The sequence below is a fragment of the Pedobacter sp. AC190 genome (genome assembly GCF_979258025.1).
Genome location: NZ_OZ409824.1, coordinates 431,251 through 447,112 on the forward strand (window position 1 = coordinate 431,251; position 15,862 = coordinate 447,112).

General features: G+C 35.9%; 14 protein-coding genes. 10 read left to right on the forward strand and 4 right to left on the reverse strand.

The features are described 5' to 3' along the window. Positions 1–2: 2 nt before the first annotated feature. The 4 genes from ACZZZI_RS01980 (at position 3) to ACZZZI_RS01995 (ending at position 6,746) form a co-directional block, all read left to right on the forward strand. Positions 3–1,799, forward strand: coding sequence for a hypothetical protein (locus tag ACZZZI_RS01980; RefSeq protein WP_463488474.1), 1,797 nt, complete (start codon positions 3–5; stop codon positions 1,797–1,799). A gap of 89 nt (positions 1,800–1,888) precedes the next feature. Beyond that, positions 1,889–3,523, forward strand: coding sequence for a TldD/PmbA family protein (locus tag ACZZZI_RS01985; RefSeq protein ID WP_316761082.1), 1,635 nt, complete (start codon positions 1,889–1,891; stop codon positions 3,521–3,523). Positions 3,524–3,525: 2 nt separating this feature from the next. Beyond that, the gene (locus ACZZZI_RS01990) at positions 3,526–4,842 is read left to right on the forward strand and encodes a TldD/PmbA family protein (RefSeq protein WP_316761079.1); all 1,317 of its coding nucleotides are present in this window, start codon (positions 3,526–3,528) and stop codon (positions 4,840–4,842) included. A 263-nt stretch (positions 4,843–5,105) separates the two neighbouring features. Further along, positions 5,106–6,746, forward strand: coding sequence for a TldD/PmbA family protein (locus tag ACZZZI_RS01995; protein ID WP_463488475.1), 1,641 nt, complete (start codon positions 5,106–5,108; stop codon positions 6,744–6,746). Positions 6,747–6,911: 165 nt separating this feature from the next. Here ACZZZI_RS01995 and ACZZZI_RS02000 read toward each other — a convergent pair whose 3' ends face one another. Further along, positions 6,912–7,808: a LysR family transcriptional regulator gene (locus ACZZZI_RS02000; protein WP_463488476.1), complete on the reverse strand. Its 897-nt coding sequence runs from the start codon at positions 7,806–7,808 to the stop codon at positions 6,912–6,914. Between the two features lie 97 nt (positions 7,809–7,905). Here ACZZZI_RS02000 and ACZZZI_RS02005 point away from each other — a divergent pair, with 97 nt between their 5' ends. Further along, positions 7,906–8,538, forward strand: coding sequence for an NAD(P)H-dependent oxidoreductase (locus tag ACZZZI_RS02005; RefSeq protein ID WP_344766047.1), 633 nt, complete (start codon positions 7,906–7,908; stop codon positions 8,536–8,538). Further along, positions 8,510–8,797, forward strand: a complete 288-nt coding sequence (locus ACZZZI_RS02010; protein ID WP_316761068.1) for a putative quinol monooxygenase — start codon at positions 8,510–8,512, stop codon at positions 8,795–8,797. The genes ACZZZI_RS02005 and ACZZZI_RS02010 overlap by 29 nt, the downstream gene beginning before the upstream one ends. Before the next feature lie 61 nt (positions 8,798–8,858). Here the strand turns inward: ACZZZI_RS02010 and ACZZZI_RS02015 are convergent, their stop codons facing one another. Further along, positions 8,859–9,746, reverse strand: a complete 888-nt coding sequence (locus ACZZZI_RS02015; RefSeq protein ID WP_316761066.1) for an SMP-30/gluconolactonase/LRE family protein — start codon at positions 9,744–9,746, stop codon at positions 8,859–8,861. A 169-nt stretch (positions 9,747–9,915) separates the two neighbouring features. Here ACZZZI_RS02015 and ACZZZI_RS02020 point away from each other — a divergent pair, with 169 nt between their 5' ends. From ACZZZI_RS02020 to ACZZZI_RS02030, 3 genes are read left to right on the forward strand one after another with little or no spacing between them, the layout of a single operon-like run. Beyond that, positions 9,916–10,239 (forward strand): ArsR/SmtB family transcription factor, encoded by a 324-nt coding sequence (locus ACZZZI_RS02020; RefSeq protein WP_344766044.1) that lies wholly within the window; start codon positions 9,916–9,918, stop codon positions 10,237–10,239. After that, complete coding sequence (locus ACZZZI_RS02025) at positions 10,239–10,703, forward strand: SRPBCC family protein (RefSeq protein ID WP_316761062.1); 465 nt, start codon at positions 10,239–10,241, stop codon at positions 10,701–10,703. Before ACZZZI_RS02020 ends, ACZZZI_RS02025 begins: the two co-directional genes overlap by 1 nt. A 6-nt stretch (positions 10,704–10,709) precedes the next feature. Continuing rightward, positions 10,710–11,078: a DoxX family protein gene (locus ACZZZI_RS02030; protein ID WP_316761059.1), complete on the forward strand. Its 369-nt coding sequence runs from the start codon at positions 10,710–10,712 to the stop codon at positions 11,076–11,078. A gap of 51 nt (positions 11,079–11,129) precedes the next feature. Here the strand turns inward: ACZZZI_RS02030 and ACZZZI_RS02035 are convergent, their stop codons facing one another. Beyond that, positions 11,130–12,890, reverse strand: a complete 1,761-nt coding sequence (locus tag ACZZZI_RS02035; protein ID WP_463488477.1) for an ABC transporter ATP-binding protein — start codon at positions 12,888–12,890, stop codon at positions 11,130–11,132. Beyond that, the gene (locus ACZZZI_RS02040) at positions 12,874–14,610 is read right to left on the reverse strand and encodes an ABC transporter ATP-binding protein (RefSeq protein ID WP_316761055.1); all 1,737 of its coding nucleotides are present in this window, start codon (positions 14,608–14,610) and stop codon (positions 12,874–12,876) included. The genes ACZZZI_RS02035 and ACZZZI_RS02040 overlap by 17 nt, the downstream gene beginning before the upstream one ends. A gap of 373 nt (positions 14,611–14,983) precedes the next feature. Here ACZZZI_RS02040 and ACZZZI_RS02045 point away from each other — a divergent pair, with 373 nt between their 5' ends. Then, on the forward strand, positions 14,984–15,829 hold the full coding sequence (locus tag ACZZZI_RS02045) for a CvfB family protein (RefSeq protein ID WP_316761052.1): 846 nt from the start codon (positions 14,984–14,986) through the stop codon (positions 15,827–15,829). Positions 15,830–15,862: the final 33 nt, after the last annotated feature.

Consider the following 15,862-nt stretch of genomic DNA (forward strand, 5'->3'; position numbering starts at 1 on the left):
ATATGGAATTTAAATACATCGCTATTCTTGTTTGCTTAATTTTACTTGCATTTTGCTTGTTTAAAGAAATTACCAGAGCCGACAAATCTCGATTATTCTGGAGAATTTTAGCATCAGTAATTGCAGTTGCCTGTTTTACATTATTAATCGTACCCATTAAATACGAAACTCATTTACAGCAAAATGCAAATGAAATTGTATTATTAACTAATGGAACAAACCCAGATTCAATTTCAAAAATAAAGGGAAAGAAGTACATTTTAGGTTCAGCAAGTACAGCTGAATTAAAAAATATCAAGGCCGTACCAATTGCAGACCTTTCCTATTTTTTAAAGGCCAATCCAACCTTTCAAAAACTTAACATTTATGGCTATGGTTTAACCGATTCTGAATTAAAAGATGCTGCTGGGCACGAAATTTCCTTTCATCCATCGGCAAAATCAACAGGCATAATTTCGGTTAACTGGCAACCAAAACTAAAGGCAACAAACGATTTGCTGGTTCAGGGAACCTACCAAAACGCAGGTAATAAATCAGTTAAACTTTTGCTTAAGGGATTAGGTTTTTCAATTGATTCTCTTACCATAAAGCCACAATCAACTGTCCCATTTTCGTTTAAAAACAAGCCAAAACAAAATGGAAAAGCGGTTTATCAATTAATTACTTTACAGGGAAACGATACAATTTCTAAGGAACCTGTTCCGTTTTTGGTTGAAGATCAAACACCAATGAAAGTGTTAATCCTGGCTTCATTCCCCGATTTTGAATATAAATTTTTAAAAAAATGGCTTTTCGATAATCAATATCCTTTAGCCTTCCGTAGCCAGATTAGCAAAAATAAATATAGTTCTGATTTTCTGAATATGGATAGCTTAAGCCTAAACAGAGTTAACAGCGCTGCTTTAAAAAGATTTGATGTTTTAATAATCGATGAAGAAGAATTAGCATCCATTAGTGTTGAAGAACGTGCATCTATCGATCAGGCGGTTAATAATGGAATGGGTTTACTCATCAGAATTTCAAATGCCAAATCTGCAACCGCATTAAGCGGAAGAATTAGTCGCTACGAAACGCCCGCTCCCAAAGAAAAAACGCTTAGCTTGAATATTAAAAATGAAGATTTTAAACTCACTAAATTACCTTTTGAGCAAACATTATTTTTAAAAGCAAGCACTACCGATCAACCATTGATAACCGACAACACCAATAAAATTTTGGTAAGTAGGAGAATTAATGGTTCAGGCAAAATTATAATTTCATCACTATCTGCAACTTACAACTGGCTTTTATCAGGCAACCAAGCAGATTATGCCAGTTATTGGGCTTCCCTTATATCGAAAACAGCCCGTAAAAAAGCAGAGATTCAAACGGTAGAAATCATACCTCAATTTCCTGTTCTCAATCAAAAAATAAGATTTATAGCAGATTTTAAGGAGGGTGGAAAAACACCTTCGATAATGATTAATGATATAAAACTGAGCCCTAGGCAAAATATAGAATTACCGTTTCAATGGGATGCCGTTTCGTGGCCGCAAAATGAAGGCTGGAATAATCTTTATATCAATCAAGTTAATCAATCATTCTATGTTTATAAAAAAGAAGATTGGCAATTGCTCAAAAATCAAGCTAAAACAGATTTAATGCAACAGTTTATAAAAAACACCAGTCGCAGGAATAATAAAATTGCAATAACAGACCAAATTATTCAAAATGAAATATCTAAGTGGTGGTTTTTTGCTGGTTTTTTATTAGCTGCAAGTTTTTTATGGCACGAATCGCGTATTGTAAAAGGCAAATAACGGATTGAAACTAAAATGTTATAATCAAATTTACCAATTAAGTACACAATTGGCTATCTTGTAATCGTAAACCACCTAAACTGAACCAATTGAAAAGAAAAGATTTCCTCTATTTGTCTGGAATGGGTATGGGCGCTTTAATGCTACCCAACCTCTCCGCATTCGGAACTCCCATAGACCCCTTACAGGCGTTGGATGGAGTTGATGTGAAAATTAAAAAAGAACTTGCAGATGTGGCGCTTAATGCGGCAAAATCCAAAGGTGCAACCTATGCAGATATCCGTATTGGTCGTTATCTAAACCAATTTGTGGCAACCCGCGAAAAACGCGTTCAAGGCGTAGCTAATACCGAATCATTCGGTGTAGGAATTCGTGTTTTAGTTAACGGATGCTGGGGTTTTGCAGCAACAAACAACGTAACTAAAGATGCAATTGCGAAAGCAGCAGAACAAGCGGTTGCTGTGGCAAAAGCAAATGCTAAAATTGGCGGTGAACCCGTACAACTCGCGCCACAAAAAGGCTATGGCGAAGTAAGCTGGAAAACACCTATTGAAATTAATGCATTTGAAGTTCCGGTAAAAGAAAAAGTAGATTTGTTACTTAATGTTAATGATGTTGCCATGCAAAATGGCGCCAACTTTGTTAACTCGGTAATTTTTGCCGTTAACGAACAAAAATACTTCGCTTCTACCGATGGTTCTTACATCGATCAGGATGTGCATCGTATTTATCCAAACTTCAACGTAACCAGAATCGATAGAGAATCGGGTAAATTTAAAACCCGTAACTCCCTTAGTTCTCCAACGGGTAAAGGTTACGAGTATATGCACGCCCGTCCGGAAGACAAAGTTTCGGGTATTGTAACCCGCTACAAAGGTCGTTACGATATGCTTGAAGATGTTAAAGAAGCAGCTCGTGTAGCAACTGAAAAAATAAAAGCAAAATCTGTTGAGCCAGGGAAATATGATTTAGTATTAGATCCTTCTCACCTATGGTTAACCATCCACGAATCTGTTGGTCACCCGACAGAACTAGATCGTGTATTGGGTTACGAAGCTAATTATGCGGGTACAAGTTTCTTAACGCTGGATAAATGGGAATCGAAAAAATTCAAATTCGGAAGTGATAAGGTAAACATTGTTGCCGATAAAACTCAGGTTGGCTCTTTAGGTGCAGTAGGTTATGATGATGAAGGTGTTAAATGTAAAAAATGGGATTTGATTAAAGATGGTACTTTGGTGAGTTATCAGGCCATTCGGGATCAGGCGCACATTATTGGCTTAACCGAATCAAACGGATGTTGCTATGCTCAAGGATGGGATGATGTTCAGTTCCAGCGTATGCCAAATGTTTCATTGCAGGCTGGAAAAGAAAAACTGAGCGTTGATGATATGATTAAAAATGTTGAAAAGGGCATTTATATAATCGGTGATGGAAGTTTCTCTATCGATCAGCAACGTTACAATTTTCAATTCGGCGGACAAATTTTCTACGAAATTAAAGAAGGGAAAATTGTTGGCATGTTAAACGACGTGGCTTATCAGGCAAATACTCAAGAATTCTGGAATTCTTGTAACGCAATTTGCGATGAAAGCGATTACCGTTTAGGTGGTTCGTTTAATGATGGAAAAGGTCAACCAAGTCAAAGTAGTGCCGTTTCTCATGGTAGTGCTACTACAAGGTTTAATGGAGTTAATGTTATAAATACAGCTAGAAAAATATAATTATGGCCATATTAAGTAAAGAAGAAGCCCAGGCGATATTAAAGAAGGTAATTGGCTTTTCAAAAGCTGATTCTTGCGAAGTAAGTTTAAGAGGATCTGATGGAGGTAACATTCGTTATGCTCGTAATGCAGTTTCTACTGCAGGACAGATTAGTGTAATGAGTTTAGGGGTAAGCTCTACATTCGGTAAAAAAACAGGTTCGGCAACAATAAATGAGTTTGATGATGCATCATTACAAAAAGTTGTAAAAAGAGCTGAAGAATTGGCCATGCTGGCACCTGAAAACCCAGAGTTTATGCCACTTTTAGGCCCACAAACTTTTGCAGAATCCAAAACATTTAATGCAGCAACCGCAGCAATTACGCCTGATACCAGAGCGGAAATGGTTGGAAAAAGTTTAGGCGTTTCTAAAGCCGCAGGTTTAGATGCAGCGGGTTTCTTAGAAAACTCCACAAGTTTTAATGCGATAATGAACTCTAAAGGTTTATTTGCCTATAACAAAGGTACCAACGTTTCTTTCTCGGTTACGGTTAGAAATAAGCAGGGAACAGGTTCTGGCTATATAGAGCAAGATTTTAACGACCTTGCAAAAATGGATACGCTTGCATTAAGCAAGATTGCAGCAAGTAAAGCAAATGGTTCTGCAGGCGCAAAAGCCATCGAACCAGGAAAATACACGGTTATTTTAGAGCCTTTAGCTGCAAGCGATATGCTTGGCAATATGTTTAGAGGTTTTGATGCAAGAAGTGCAGATGAAGGCCGTAGTTTTATGAGCAAAAAAGGTGGTGGAACACGTTTAGGCGAACAATTATTCTCTGAAAACGTAAACATTTACTCAGATCCGATGAACCCTGAATTACCTTCTTCTACCTGGACAGGCGATGGCTTACCAGTAAAAAGAACGCAATGGGTAGAAAAAGGTGTAGTGAAAAACCTTTCTTATTCTAGATATTGGGCTGCTCAAAAGAATGTTGAGCCAATTCCATTTAGCCGCAGTATTGTAATGGAAGGTGGAAATCAATCTTTAGAAGACTTAATTAAGAGCACCGAAAAGGGAATTTTAGTAACCCGTTTCTGGTATATCCGTTCGGTAGATCCACAAACTTTATTACTAACTGGACTAACCCGTGATGGTACTTTCTACATTGAAAACGGCGAGATTAAATTCCCGCTTAAAAACTTCAGGTTTAACGAAAGCCCGGTAATTATGCTTAACAACGTTGAAGCATTAGGAAAACCAGTTAGAACAGGTACAGGTATGATTCCTCCAATGAAAATCCGTGACTTTACTTTTACATCATTATCAGACGCTATTTAATTCATCTCGACTGAAATGCAATGGAATGAAAATCTAATAGTTGAATAAACTTAGGAAAATTGATATCAGTCTGAGCGGAGTCGAAGACTTTCTATGATCGAAAACGGAAAAATACATGTCCTCTGACTATGCTCAGAATGAACGTATTTTTTCGTTTTCTGCTTAAGTTAATGAGATTGTTGTCCCAAGAACTGGAACTATATTAAAACAATGATCTGTGGAAACATAGATTAAGGAGTAACATTGATAATTAATTACACAAATTGAGAAGACGAGATTTTTTATATATGACTGGTGTTGGAGTGGGTACAACCATGCTTCCAAACCTATCTGCCTTTGGCAAAATTATTTCAGTTGAAGAATCTTTAACACCTGTAGATGTTGCCCTGAAGAAAAAAATGGCTGATGTTGCATTGAATGCGGCAAAAAGTAAGGGTGCAACTTATGCAGATGTTCGCATTGGTAGGTATTTAAATCAAGTGGTAGCCACCAGAGAAACAAGGGTCGAAAACATTTCTAATGCTGAATCTTATGGATTAGGTGTTCGTGTTATTGCAAATGGAGCCTGGGGTTTTGCGGCCACAAACAATATGGATAACGCCAGCATTGCAAAAGCCGCCGAAGCTGCCGTAGCCATTGCAAAAGGAAATTCTAAACTAATGGAAGAACCTGTTCAATTAGCGGCTCAGAAAGGTTTTGGTGAAGTAGCCTGGAAAACACCAGTAGAGATTAATGCCTTTGAAGTGCCCATTAAAGACAAGGTTGATTTACTTTTAAATGTGAATAGTGAAGCCCTGAAAGGTGGTGCAAAGTTTATCAGCTCGAATTTGTTTATGATAAATGAGCAGAAGTATTTTGCTTCGACTGATGGTTCTTATATCGATCAGGATATTCATAGAATCTGGCCTACTTTCACCTTGACCAAAACAGATGCTGCAAGTGGAAAATTTGAAACCAGAAATGCGCTAAGTGCACCAATGGGAATGGGTTTTGAATACTTAAAACCGAAAGATGAAGAAAAAATAAAGGGCGGCCCAGTAACAATGTACAAGAAGCGTTACGATATTTTGGAAGATGTACGCGAAGCTGCCGTTCATGTTGATGAAAAACTGAAAGCCAAGCCAGTTGCTCCAGGTAAGTATGATTTAGTCTTAGATCCTTCTCACCTATTCTTAACCATTCACGAATCTGTTGGCCATCCTACAGAATTAGATCGTGTTTTGGGCTACGAAGCAAATTATGCAGGTACAAGTTTTTTAACACTTGATAAATGGGAATCTAAGAAATTCAATTTTGGCAGTAAAGAGGTTAACATACTGGCAGATAAAACCGAAGCTGGTTCTTTGGGTGCTGTAGGTTACGATGATGAAGGCGTTAAATGTGGCAACTGGGATATTATTAAAGATGGAATTTTAGTTAATTATCAAACCATCCGCGATCAGGCTCATATTTTAGGCTTAAAAGAATCTCAAGGATGCTGTTATGCGGATAGCTGGGATAGTATCCAGTTTCAAAGAATGCCAAATGTTTCTCTGGCACCAGGAAATGCGGCTTTAAGCGCTGCAGATATGGTTAAAAATGTAGAGAAAGGTATTTATATGTTTGGCAGGAACTCCTACTCTATCGATCAACAGCGTTACAATTTCCAATTCAGTGCACAATTGGCTTACGAAATTAAAGAAGGCAAAATTGTGGGTATGCTAAAAGATGCAGCTTACCAAGCTAACACCCAGGAATTCTGGAATTCTTGCGTTCAGCGTTGCGATAAAAACGATTATCGTTTAGGTGGAACTTTTTCTGATGGAAAAGGCCAGCCAGGACAAGCGAGTGCAGTTTCTCATGGTAGTCCAACTACCCGTTTTAATGGCGTAAACGTAATCAACACAGGAAGAAGATTAGGTTAATAAAAAAATAAACATGTGATCCTGAGCGTAGCAGAAGGACACATGTTTATTTCTCCAAACTTAGAAACTCTTCGACTCCGCTCAGAATGACCAATGCAACACAGGAACCGCTTTAGTAAACATTGACTTCCAAAGTTTTTGGCTATGTTTATACTGAAAAGAAATTTACACCATCTCTTTCTCAAAAATTTCCTGCACAATTTTTATTTGCTCTTCATAAATTGATTTCTTGCGTGTTCCAAAATACAATGTATTTTCGATTTTGTTGAAACCATCCCATAATATACTAACGTGCCCAGAATCTAATTCTTTTTTAGATAAAAAATCCGGAATTACCGCAATACCTTTTCCTCCACTTAAGCAACGCAAAATCGAACTCATATTTGGCACTATGTAGTTGGGTTTAAAATCAGGTCTTATACCAAAATTAATATGCCAGAATCTGCGTAAATGCTCCATGTCTCCAGCTGTACCATACCAGGTTTGTTTTTTTAACCAGGTTTGAATATCTGGAAGGTTTTTAGCTTTAATTAACTTTTGAAATTCTTTAGTTTCTGTATCAGAACCAGCAACAACTACAATTTTCTCCTTAAAAAAGGGCTTATAAAGCAAATTTTTATAATCGCCTTTTTGTGGTGTAATAATTAAATCTAAAATGCCGCTATCTAAATCGGCTAACATTTGTGGGTATTCGCCAAATTTGATTATTACATTAAAAGGTAAAGTGGGCAAATAAGATTCGAGTGTAAACTGAAAAGTTTCGAAACACATACCAATACTTATCGTAGGAACATCCTTTTCTGTTGTTTTATGAAAGTGCTTTTCAGCGTCTTCCAATTTACAAATCGCTTCCTGAACGTAGTTATAAAGAATCTTCCCTCTTTCAGTAGAAATCATTTTTCTGGACGCCCGATCGAACAATTTATAGCCCACATAACTTTCTAACGAACTCAAGTGCAAACTTACCCCAGGTTGAGATATAAAGAGACTTTCAGCCGCTGCTGTTAAAGAACCCGTTTCGTAAATTGCTTTAAAAGTTCTGAACCATTCTAAATTTACCATAGTTAACACATCATAATTATGATACAAATGTATAATTTATATTATTTTAATAGTAGATATATAGCAGGTATTTTTGTGCAGTTAAAAAGAAAATAAAATGAAAAATATATTTGTAATAAACGGAGGGCAGGTTTTTGGGCACTCTGGCGGTCAGTTTAATAAATCATTATTAGAAGCTACGATAACTTTTTTTGAAAATAACCCAGACTTTGAAGTTAAATCAACAGATATTAACCAACCATATAATCTGGAAGAAGAGGTGGAAAAATACAAATGGGCTGATGTAGTAATTTACCATACTCCTGTTTGGTGGTTTCAGGTGCCACATGGTTTTAAACAATACATAGATACTGTTTTTACCCAGGGACATAAAACAGGCATTTACCACAGTGATGGCCGTACGGCTGCAAACCCAGCAATTAATTATGGTACTGGAGGAATGTTGCATGGAAAACATTATATGCTAACCACTTCTTGGAATGCACCAAAAGAAGCTTTTACCCTGCCTGGAGAATTTTTCAACGAGCATTCGGTAGATGAAGGCCCAATGTTTGGTTTTCATAGAATGAATGCCTTTACAGGAATGAAACCTTTGGAAAGTATCCATTTTCATGATGTAATGAAGAATGAATTTATTCTTCAGGATTTAAAAAATTACAATCAACATTTAAACAGACTATTTATCCAAAATCAAATTGAAAATGAAAGTGTACTTAACAGCTATAATTAAAGCCAAACCTGGTCAGGCAGATGTGCTTAAAAATGTTCTTCAAGAAATGGTAATCGATTCGAGGAAAGAACAAGCTTGCCTGCAATACGATTTACATCAATCATTAGAAGATAAAAACATATTTATCTTCAATGAAATATGGGCGAATCAAGAGGGCTTAGATTTGCATAACAATCAACCTTATTTAAAGGCTTTTCAAACGGAATCAAAAGCAATAATTGATGAAGTAATCATCTATAAATGCAATAAAATCAGTTAAAAAATTAATTGTTCAGGCGGGGTTTGCCGAATTATATCGCAGATTTACCCGGCCTGAACAATTACTCTACTCCTTTTGCGTTGGTCTTTATGCTATAAAGTGATTTTGAAGCCGTTATAAATAAAACATCTTTATTTTTGCCTCCAAAGCAAATATTACCACACCAGTTTTCGGGCACGTTAATATGTCCAATCTTTTCGCCATTTGGCTTGTAAATATCTACACCTTTGCCCGTTATATAGATATTTCCATTACTATCTAATGTCATTCCATCCGAGCCTTGTTTTAAAACAAGCTGACGATTACTCAATAAACCATTACTGTTAATTTGATATTTGTAAGTAACATCGGCAACCCGATCTGCAACGTACAAAAATTTACCATCAGGCGTACCAACAATACCATTTGGTCTAACAAGTCCATCAGCAACAAGCATGGCATTTTTCTTTCCTTTTGGAAGGTAATAAACCTTTTCCCCATCCATTTCTGATGTTTTTCTCGTCCAGTAATCGCGTTGATAATATGGGTCGGTAAAGTAAATCCCCCCTTTTGCATCTAACCAGATATCGTTAGGGCCGTTTACCTTTTTACCTTCATAATCAGAAAAAAGAACTTTTACTTTTTTGTTTTTATCGATAGACCAGATTTGATTATTTTCATCAGCACAAACAATTAAGTTGCCTTGTTTATCAAAATAAGTTCCATTGGCTCTTCCTGATTTATCCATAAATAAACTCAGTTTGCCATTAATATCGTATTTCCATATTTTATCATTCGGTTGATCGGTAAAGAAAACGTTTCCGTCTTTATCAATTGATGCGCCTTCTGTAAATTCGAACTGAGCAGAAATTAACTTCAAACTATCCTGAACAAAAATTGGATAATTAGATTGTGCGTAAGATGAAATAGAGAGCGCTAAAAATAGCAGAATGGAAAAATATTTTTTCATCGATAATTTTTATTGGATTCGCAAAGTGCAGATTAATCCTTTGCCTTGCAAGTAAAAATGTTGTGCTGATTTGTATTAGATTAATAAAATCAGGATTAAATAAAATAATGAAAAATAAATTTGCGTAGCCAAATAACTACACATATATTTGAAGTCAAATAACTACATAATGAATTTTAGACGAGATGTATTTCAGGCTATTTCAGACCCTACCAGAAGAGCAATACTTCTATTAGTGGCCACACAGGCAATGACAGCGGGTGCAATTGCTTCGAACTTTGATACCGCAAGGCCAACAGTTTCCAAACATTTACAAATTCTTACCGAGTGCGAACTGTTAAAAAAAGAGCAGAATGGAAGAGAAATTCACTATCAGGTAAATGCGAACAAAATGAAAGAAGTTGCTGATTTTATAGAACCTTTCAGACAAATGTGGGATAATCGATTTAATAAATTGGAAGCGGTTATGAAAAACTATCAATCAAAAAAATAATGGAACAAAAAACTAATATAGCTGCTGAAGAAGGCAAACAGGATTTAACAATAACCAGAACATTTGACTTACCTGTTGAACTACTTTTTAAAGCATACACAGAATCCGAGTTTGTAGCGCAATGGATGGGAACAAAAGTGCTTAAACTAGAAAGCCAAAAACATGGCAGTTATCAATTCGAAACAAGCCATAATGGTAATGTCGTATTTAGTGCAGAAGGAACGATCCACGAATGTGTTCCAAATCAACAAATTATTCGAACATTTGAAATGTTAAATATGCCCATTGGCGTTCAGCTTGAATTTTTAAATTTCGAAAAACTTACAGAAGAAACAAGCAAACTAACCATTCAAATTATCTACAAATCGGCTGAGCACCGACAAGAACAATTAAAAATGCCTTTTGCTTATGGTTTAAATATGGCGCACGACAGACTTCAAGAATTTTTGATCAAATTAAAATAATCACTAATGAAAAACAAAAAAAACATTTTTTACTGGATTGCAACGGGCTTACTCTGTTTTTGTATGCTTGGAGGTATTGGACAACTCTTTCAGATAAAAGAAGTTGTTGACGGCTTTAAGACTCTTGGTTATCCTACTTATTTTATTTCGATAATTGGATTATGGAAAGTACTAGCCATTATTGCAATATTGGCACCTAAATTTCCACTATTGAAAGAGTGGGCTTATGCTGGGGTGTTCTTTGTTATGACGGGTGCATCTGCATCGCATTTAGCTGTAAATGATTCTCCGTTTCATATCATAGTACCATTAGTAATTGCGAGTTTAGCTATTTTTTCCTGGTACTTAAGACCCGCTTCAAGAAAATTAAGTTAAAGCTGAAAAAGTAGCTTTTCTTAGCATAAAAAGTGGGTAGTTAGTTCCGATTTAACTTACCCGCTTTCCTTTTAACAACATACTTAGCGCATCGTTGAGTGTTCCAGCTTTTTGTACTTCTCCTTCGTTTACAAAATAAATTTCATCTGCATTTTCGATGGTATTTAAACGGTGAGCAATAATTACCAAAGTTGTTTCTTTAGATAATTTGTTTAAAATACTGCTTAATAACTGCTCGGTGATGGTATCAATATTTGCAGTCGCTTCATCCAAAATCAATAATTCAGGATTTCTAAGCACGGCACGCATAAAGGCAATTAACTGTTTTTGCCCCAAACTGATATTATCAGAACCAGAGGTAATTTGAGTATCCAGGCCTTCATCAAAAATGGCTAGAAGTGCATCGAGATTAGCATCTTGAATAATTTTTTTCAATTCATCATTGCTTGCATCTTTATATCGGCTGTTGCCGTAAAGAATATTGTCTTTAACCGTTCCTGTAAATAAAAATGGCTCCTGCAAAATAAATCCAATTTTCTGGGTGCGCTCTTCTGCAGAAAAAGATCTAATATCTTTACCATTTAACAGAACAGTTCCCTTTGTAGCATCATATAACCGAGATATTAAAGATGCAGTTGTGGTTTTTCCGCCACCTGTAGGTCCAATTAAAGCATAGGTTTTCCCTTTCTCAAATCGCAGGTTAATGTTGTGCAGAATTTCTTTCGAATCATCGTAAGAGAAGTGAACATTTCTAAATTCCAGCAAAGCATCAGATTTTTCGGTTTGCTGATCTTCAACCTGAGTTAAGTTTGTATCGAGCAGTAAAATTTGGGAAATTCGATCCCAGCCCGCCATTGCAACCTGAAAACTTGTCCACAAGGCAGCCAACTGTCTTAAAGGATTATAAAAACTGGTACAATAGGCTACATAACTCACTAATAACCCGATAGTAAATTCACCAATCGAAATTAAATGAATACCATAAAGCAATACAATTAATTGCGCTACACTGGTTAAAAAACCATAAACAGGTACAAAAATATTATTTGCCAGGCCTGCGCCAATAGCTGTTTTATAATTTTCTTTATTGGCTTCATCGAAGCGTTTTCTAAAATAATCGCGACGGTTAAAAGCAATAATTACTTTAAAATTATTCAGACTTTCCTGAATCTCAGCACTCATTCCGCCAACACTTTTTAAGTTCTTTGCATTCCTTCTTTTCACCCAGGGTGATAAAATCAAAGTAAAAAGCACGATTACTACAGCTGGGCTAAGTGTTGCCGCACCTAATTTAAAATTGATTGATAACAGAAAAAAGCCTGCTCCAACCATCGTTACTATACTGCCGATAAATTGCATTAACGATTGGGAGAAAAACTGGTTAAGCTTATCGGTATCATTATTTACCCTAGAAATTAAATCGCCTGCCTTATTTTGGTTGAAAAAAGAAACTGGTAACTCCTGAAGCTTATTAAAAACTGCATTACGCAATGTGTAAAGCATTCTTTGACCAATGCCACCCATTAATTTGGTTTGCAGATAACCTGTAACCATTGCAATCATATACATACCTAAAAGGATGGCGCCAAAAATTAAAACGCCATGAAATTGCTTAGTGCGAATGTAGGTATCAACTGTATGTCCAATTAATAACGGACCTAATAATAGCAAGCCAGAATTAACTAAAATTGCAATTAAAGCCAGCCAAAGGTTTCTCCGCTCAGCGGATATAAGATTAAGCAATCTTTTAAGCGCCTGGTAAGTAGATTGCTTTTCCTGCTTTTCGCTAAGCTGGTTAAGATTGTAGTTCATAATTGCTGGTGCTCTGTTGTGAATTGTAAATTTGAACGTATTCTGGACTTGTTTTAATCAACTCCTGATGCGTTCCCTCTGCAATGATTTCGCCTTGCATAAGCAAGATTACTTTATCATAATTTTCTACAGATGCTATTTTTTGAGTTACAGAAAGTAAAGTAAGGTCGGGGTAATTTTGTTGAATATTTTCCAGAATACGCTTTTCCGTATTGGTATCTACGCGGGCGGTAAAATCATCTAACAATAAAATTTTCGGATTAACGGCTAATGCCCGAGCAAGCATAATTCTTTGCTTTTGTCCGCCAGAAAGACTATTTCCTCTCTCGGAAACTATTGTATTTAATTTATCGGGTAAAGAATCTACAAAATCCTTCAACTCGGCAGTTTGAATGGCTTTTTCTAAAGATTCATCTGTAACGGTATCGCTAAAAGCAATATTTTCACGAATGCTCATGTTAAACATTATACTATCCTGAAAAACAAAGCCAACTTGCTTATGAAAATTTTCCTGATTGTAGCTGTTTATTTCCTGCCCATCAAAAAGCACTTCTCCACTATTTGGTGCAATTAAACCTGTTAATACATACAGAAGCTGTGTTTTTCCCGCAGCAGTTGGGCCAATAATAGCTGTTTTAGAGCCTGCTTTTGCAGAAAAGTTAACCGATTTTAAAACTGGTTTTTGTCCGAAGTTTAACGATATATTTTTAGCCTCTACGTTACCAATCAATTCATTAGCAGATGTTCCTGGGTGTTTAATTTCGGGCGCATTTAGCACGCTTTCTATTCTTTGAAAAGATGCAGTAGCCTGAGCAATTACATTACTCATAAAACCGATTACTAAAATCGGGAAAATAATCATGGTTAAGTAACTGCTAAAAGCTGTAAACTCTCCTAAAGACATTGAGTTGGTAATTACAAAATGACCGCCTAAAACCAAAATACATAAGCCAGAAAGGTTTGCAACGAATACAATAATCGGGATTAAACCTGCAAAAAGTCTTAAAATTGATAGGCCTAAATCTCTTGCTTTCGCATTTGCATCTAAGAATTTGTTATATTCTAGTTGTTGAGAATTGATTACCCGAATTAAAGCGGAGCCTAAAATACTCTCGCTAATCACCTTATTTAACCAATCGATAACTTCGCGACTTTTGATAAAAAGAACCCTGACTTTTTTTAATACCAGAAAAAAAGCGCCGCCTATTATGGGCACAATTGCAATAACACAAAGCGCAAGTTTCCAATTAATAATTAAGAGCAAAATACTTGCGCCAACAATTAAAAAAATGGACGATGCAAGCGAAACAATAGCTTGCGAAACAAACATTTTAATCGAATCGACATCGGAAGTAAGATTGGTTAGCAGTTTTGCTGGGTTCGATTGAATTACATAGGCATGGCTTTGACGAGAAATCTGATCGGAAAGTTTAGTCCTTAAATCTCTTGCCACACGTTCGGAGGCATAAGTTTGAACAATACTTTGTAAGTAAGTGAAAATAAAAACCAATACAATTGCTACAGAAAACTGTACTAAAATTGAATGGAGATTAAAAGTTTTGTTGGTGTAAGAATCGATTCCATTTGCAATAATTTTTGGTAGTAATAAATTAATACCGTTGCTTAGCAATGCAAATAAAATCAATAGAAAAATTAAGCCTCTGTATGATGAAAGCAAGCTAAAAACACTTGGTTTTTTAGCTTCTTTGGGTTTTGCCATAAAAATAAATGTACGCTGTTGTGAATATCAAATTTAACCGATTTATTTTGAATAGTATGATATGGGCGTGTAATTTTTTATAAAAGCAAAACGAACGGTATTGTGTTTGGCTAACAATATATACTTTTAATGGTAGGTTCTTTTGCCATTATATATAATCCTTTCGATTATAAACAGGATGGTAGCGATATACTTTTTTGTTTCACTTGCTAATTTTTTAACCCGTAACGATACCAAAAAAGATTTAGCGAACAGCCTGACTACAAACCCCGATGAAATACTGCAGCACCTTTTCAAATGATTTAAAAACCAATTGCAATTAAACATTGCTACCTTTGTAAAGAACCATTGAAGAAAATGGTTGACCCACATTATGATTGAAATAGGAAAATACAACGAATTAAGGATTTTAAGTAAAACAGAGGCAGGCTTAAATTTAACGGATGGCGATAAATTGGTCGTTTTACCCTACCAGTACGTACCCAAAAATGCTGAAATTGGCGATAACGTTAACGTTTTTGTTTACATCCAAAAAGACGGCCGCTTAACGGGTACAACCCAAAAGGCTTATGCAGAGGTTGGCGATTTTGCTTTCTTAAAAGTTGTTTCGGATGGTGACGATGGTATTTTTATGGATTTAGGGATCGATAAAGATGTTTACGTGCCTACAAAAGAACAAAAAAGACCAATGCAAAAAGGCTACAAATATGTGGTTTACTTGTATTTAGATGAAAATAGCGATCGATTATTAGCTTCGTCGAAATTGTACGATTTTGTTGAGGAAGAAGACTTCGATTTTGAAGAAGGCGATGAAGTGAGTTTATTGATAACTGAAGAAACCGATTTGGGTTTCAATGCGATTATTAACAATACTTATATTGGTTTGCTGTACCACAACGAGGTTTTTGATAACATTCAAATTGGCGACCAACGTAAAGGCTGGATTAAAAAAATCCGTGTAGAGGGCAAAATAGATTTGACATTACAACCAAGCGGTTACGGACACATTTTAGATTCGAAAGAAATGATGTTGGCCGAGTTGAAAAAGAGCGGCGGTGTAATTGAACTAGGCGATAAAAGCTCTCCTGAAGAAATTTATCACCGTTTTCAGATTAGTAAAAGCGCATTTAAAAAAACAATAGGTTCGTTATACAAAGAGCGTTTAATTGTTCTTTCTGATGATTCGATTAGGTTACTAACCGACGAAGACGCCGAGTAATAGAATATTTTAACCACAGATCAAAATGATGAA

Excerpts from the sequence above, each read along its gene's own strand:
- ACZZZI_RS02025 (WP_316761062.1), top strand. The coding sequence starts at position 10,239 with ATGGAACAAAAAACTAATATAGCTGCTGAAGAAGGCAAACAGGATTTA.
- ACZZZI_RS02010 (WP_316761068.1), top strand. The coding sequence starts at position 8,510 with ATGAAAGTGTACTTAACAGCTATAATTAAAGCCAAACCTGGTCAGGCA.
- ACZZZI_RS02030 (WP_316761059.1), top strand. The coding sequence starts at position 10,710 with ATGAAAAACAAAAAAAACATTTTTTACTGGATTGCAACGGGCTTACTC.
- ACZZZI_RS02000 (WP_463488476.1), bottom strand. The coding sequence starts at position 7,808 with ATGGTAAATTTAGAATGGTTCAGAACTTTTAAAGCAATTTACGAAACG.
- ACZZZI_RS01990 (WP_316761079.1), top strand. The coding sequence starts at position 3,526 with ATGGCCATATTAAGTAAAGAAGAAGCCCAGGCGATATTAAAGAAGGTA.
- ACZZZI_RS01980 (WP_463488474.1), top strand. The coding sequence starts at position 3 with ATGGAATTTAAATACATCGCTATTCTTGTTTGCTTAATTTTACTTGCA.
- ACZZZI_RS02045 (WP_316761052.1), top strand. The coding sequence starts at position 14,984 with ATGATTGAAATAGGAAAATACAACGAATTAAGGATTTTAAGTAAAACA.
- ACZZZI_RS02005 (WP_344766047.1), top strand. The coding sequence starts at position 7,906 with ATGAAAAATATATTTGTAATAAACGGAGGGCAGGTTTTTGGGCACTCT.
- ACZZZI_RS02015 (WP_316761066.1), bottom strand. The coding sequence starts at position 9,746 with ATGAAAAAATATTTTTCCATTCTGCTATTTTTAGCGCTCTCTATTTCA.
- ACZZZI_RS02035 (WP_463488477.1), bottom strand. The coding sequence starts at position 12,890 with ATGAACTACAATCTTAACCAGCTTAGCGAAAAGCAGGAAAAGCAATCT.
- ACZZZI_RS02040 (WP_316761055.1), bottom strand. The coding sequence starts at position 14,610 with ATGGCAAAACCCAAAGAAGCTAAAAAACCAAGTGTTTTTAGCTTGCTT.
- ACZZZI_RS02020 (WP_344766044.1), top strand. The coding sequence starts at position 9,916 with ATGAATTTTAGACGAGATGTATTTCAGGCTATTTCAGACCCTACCAGA.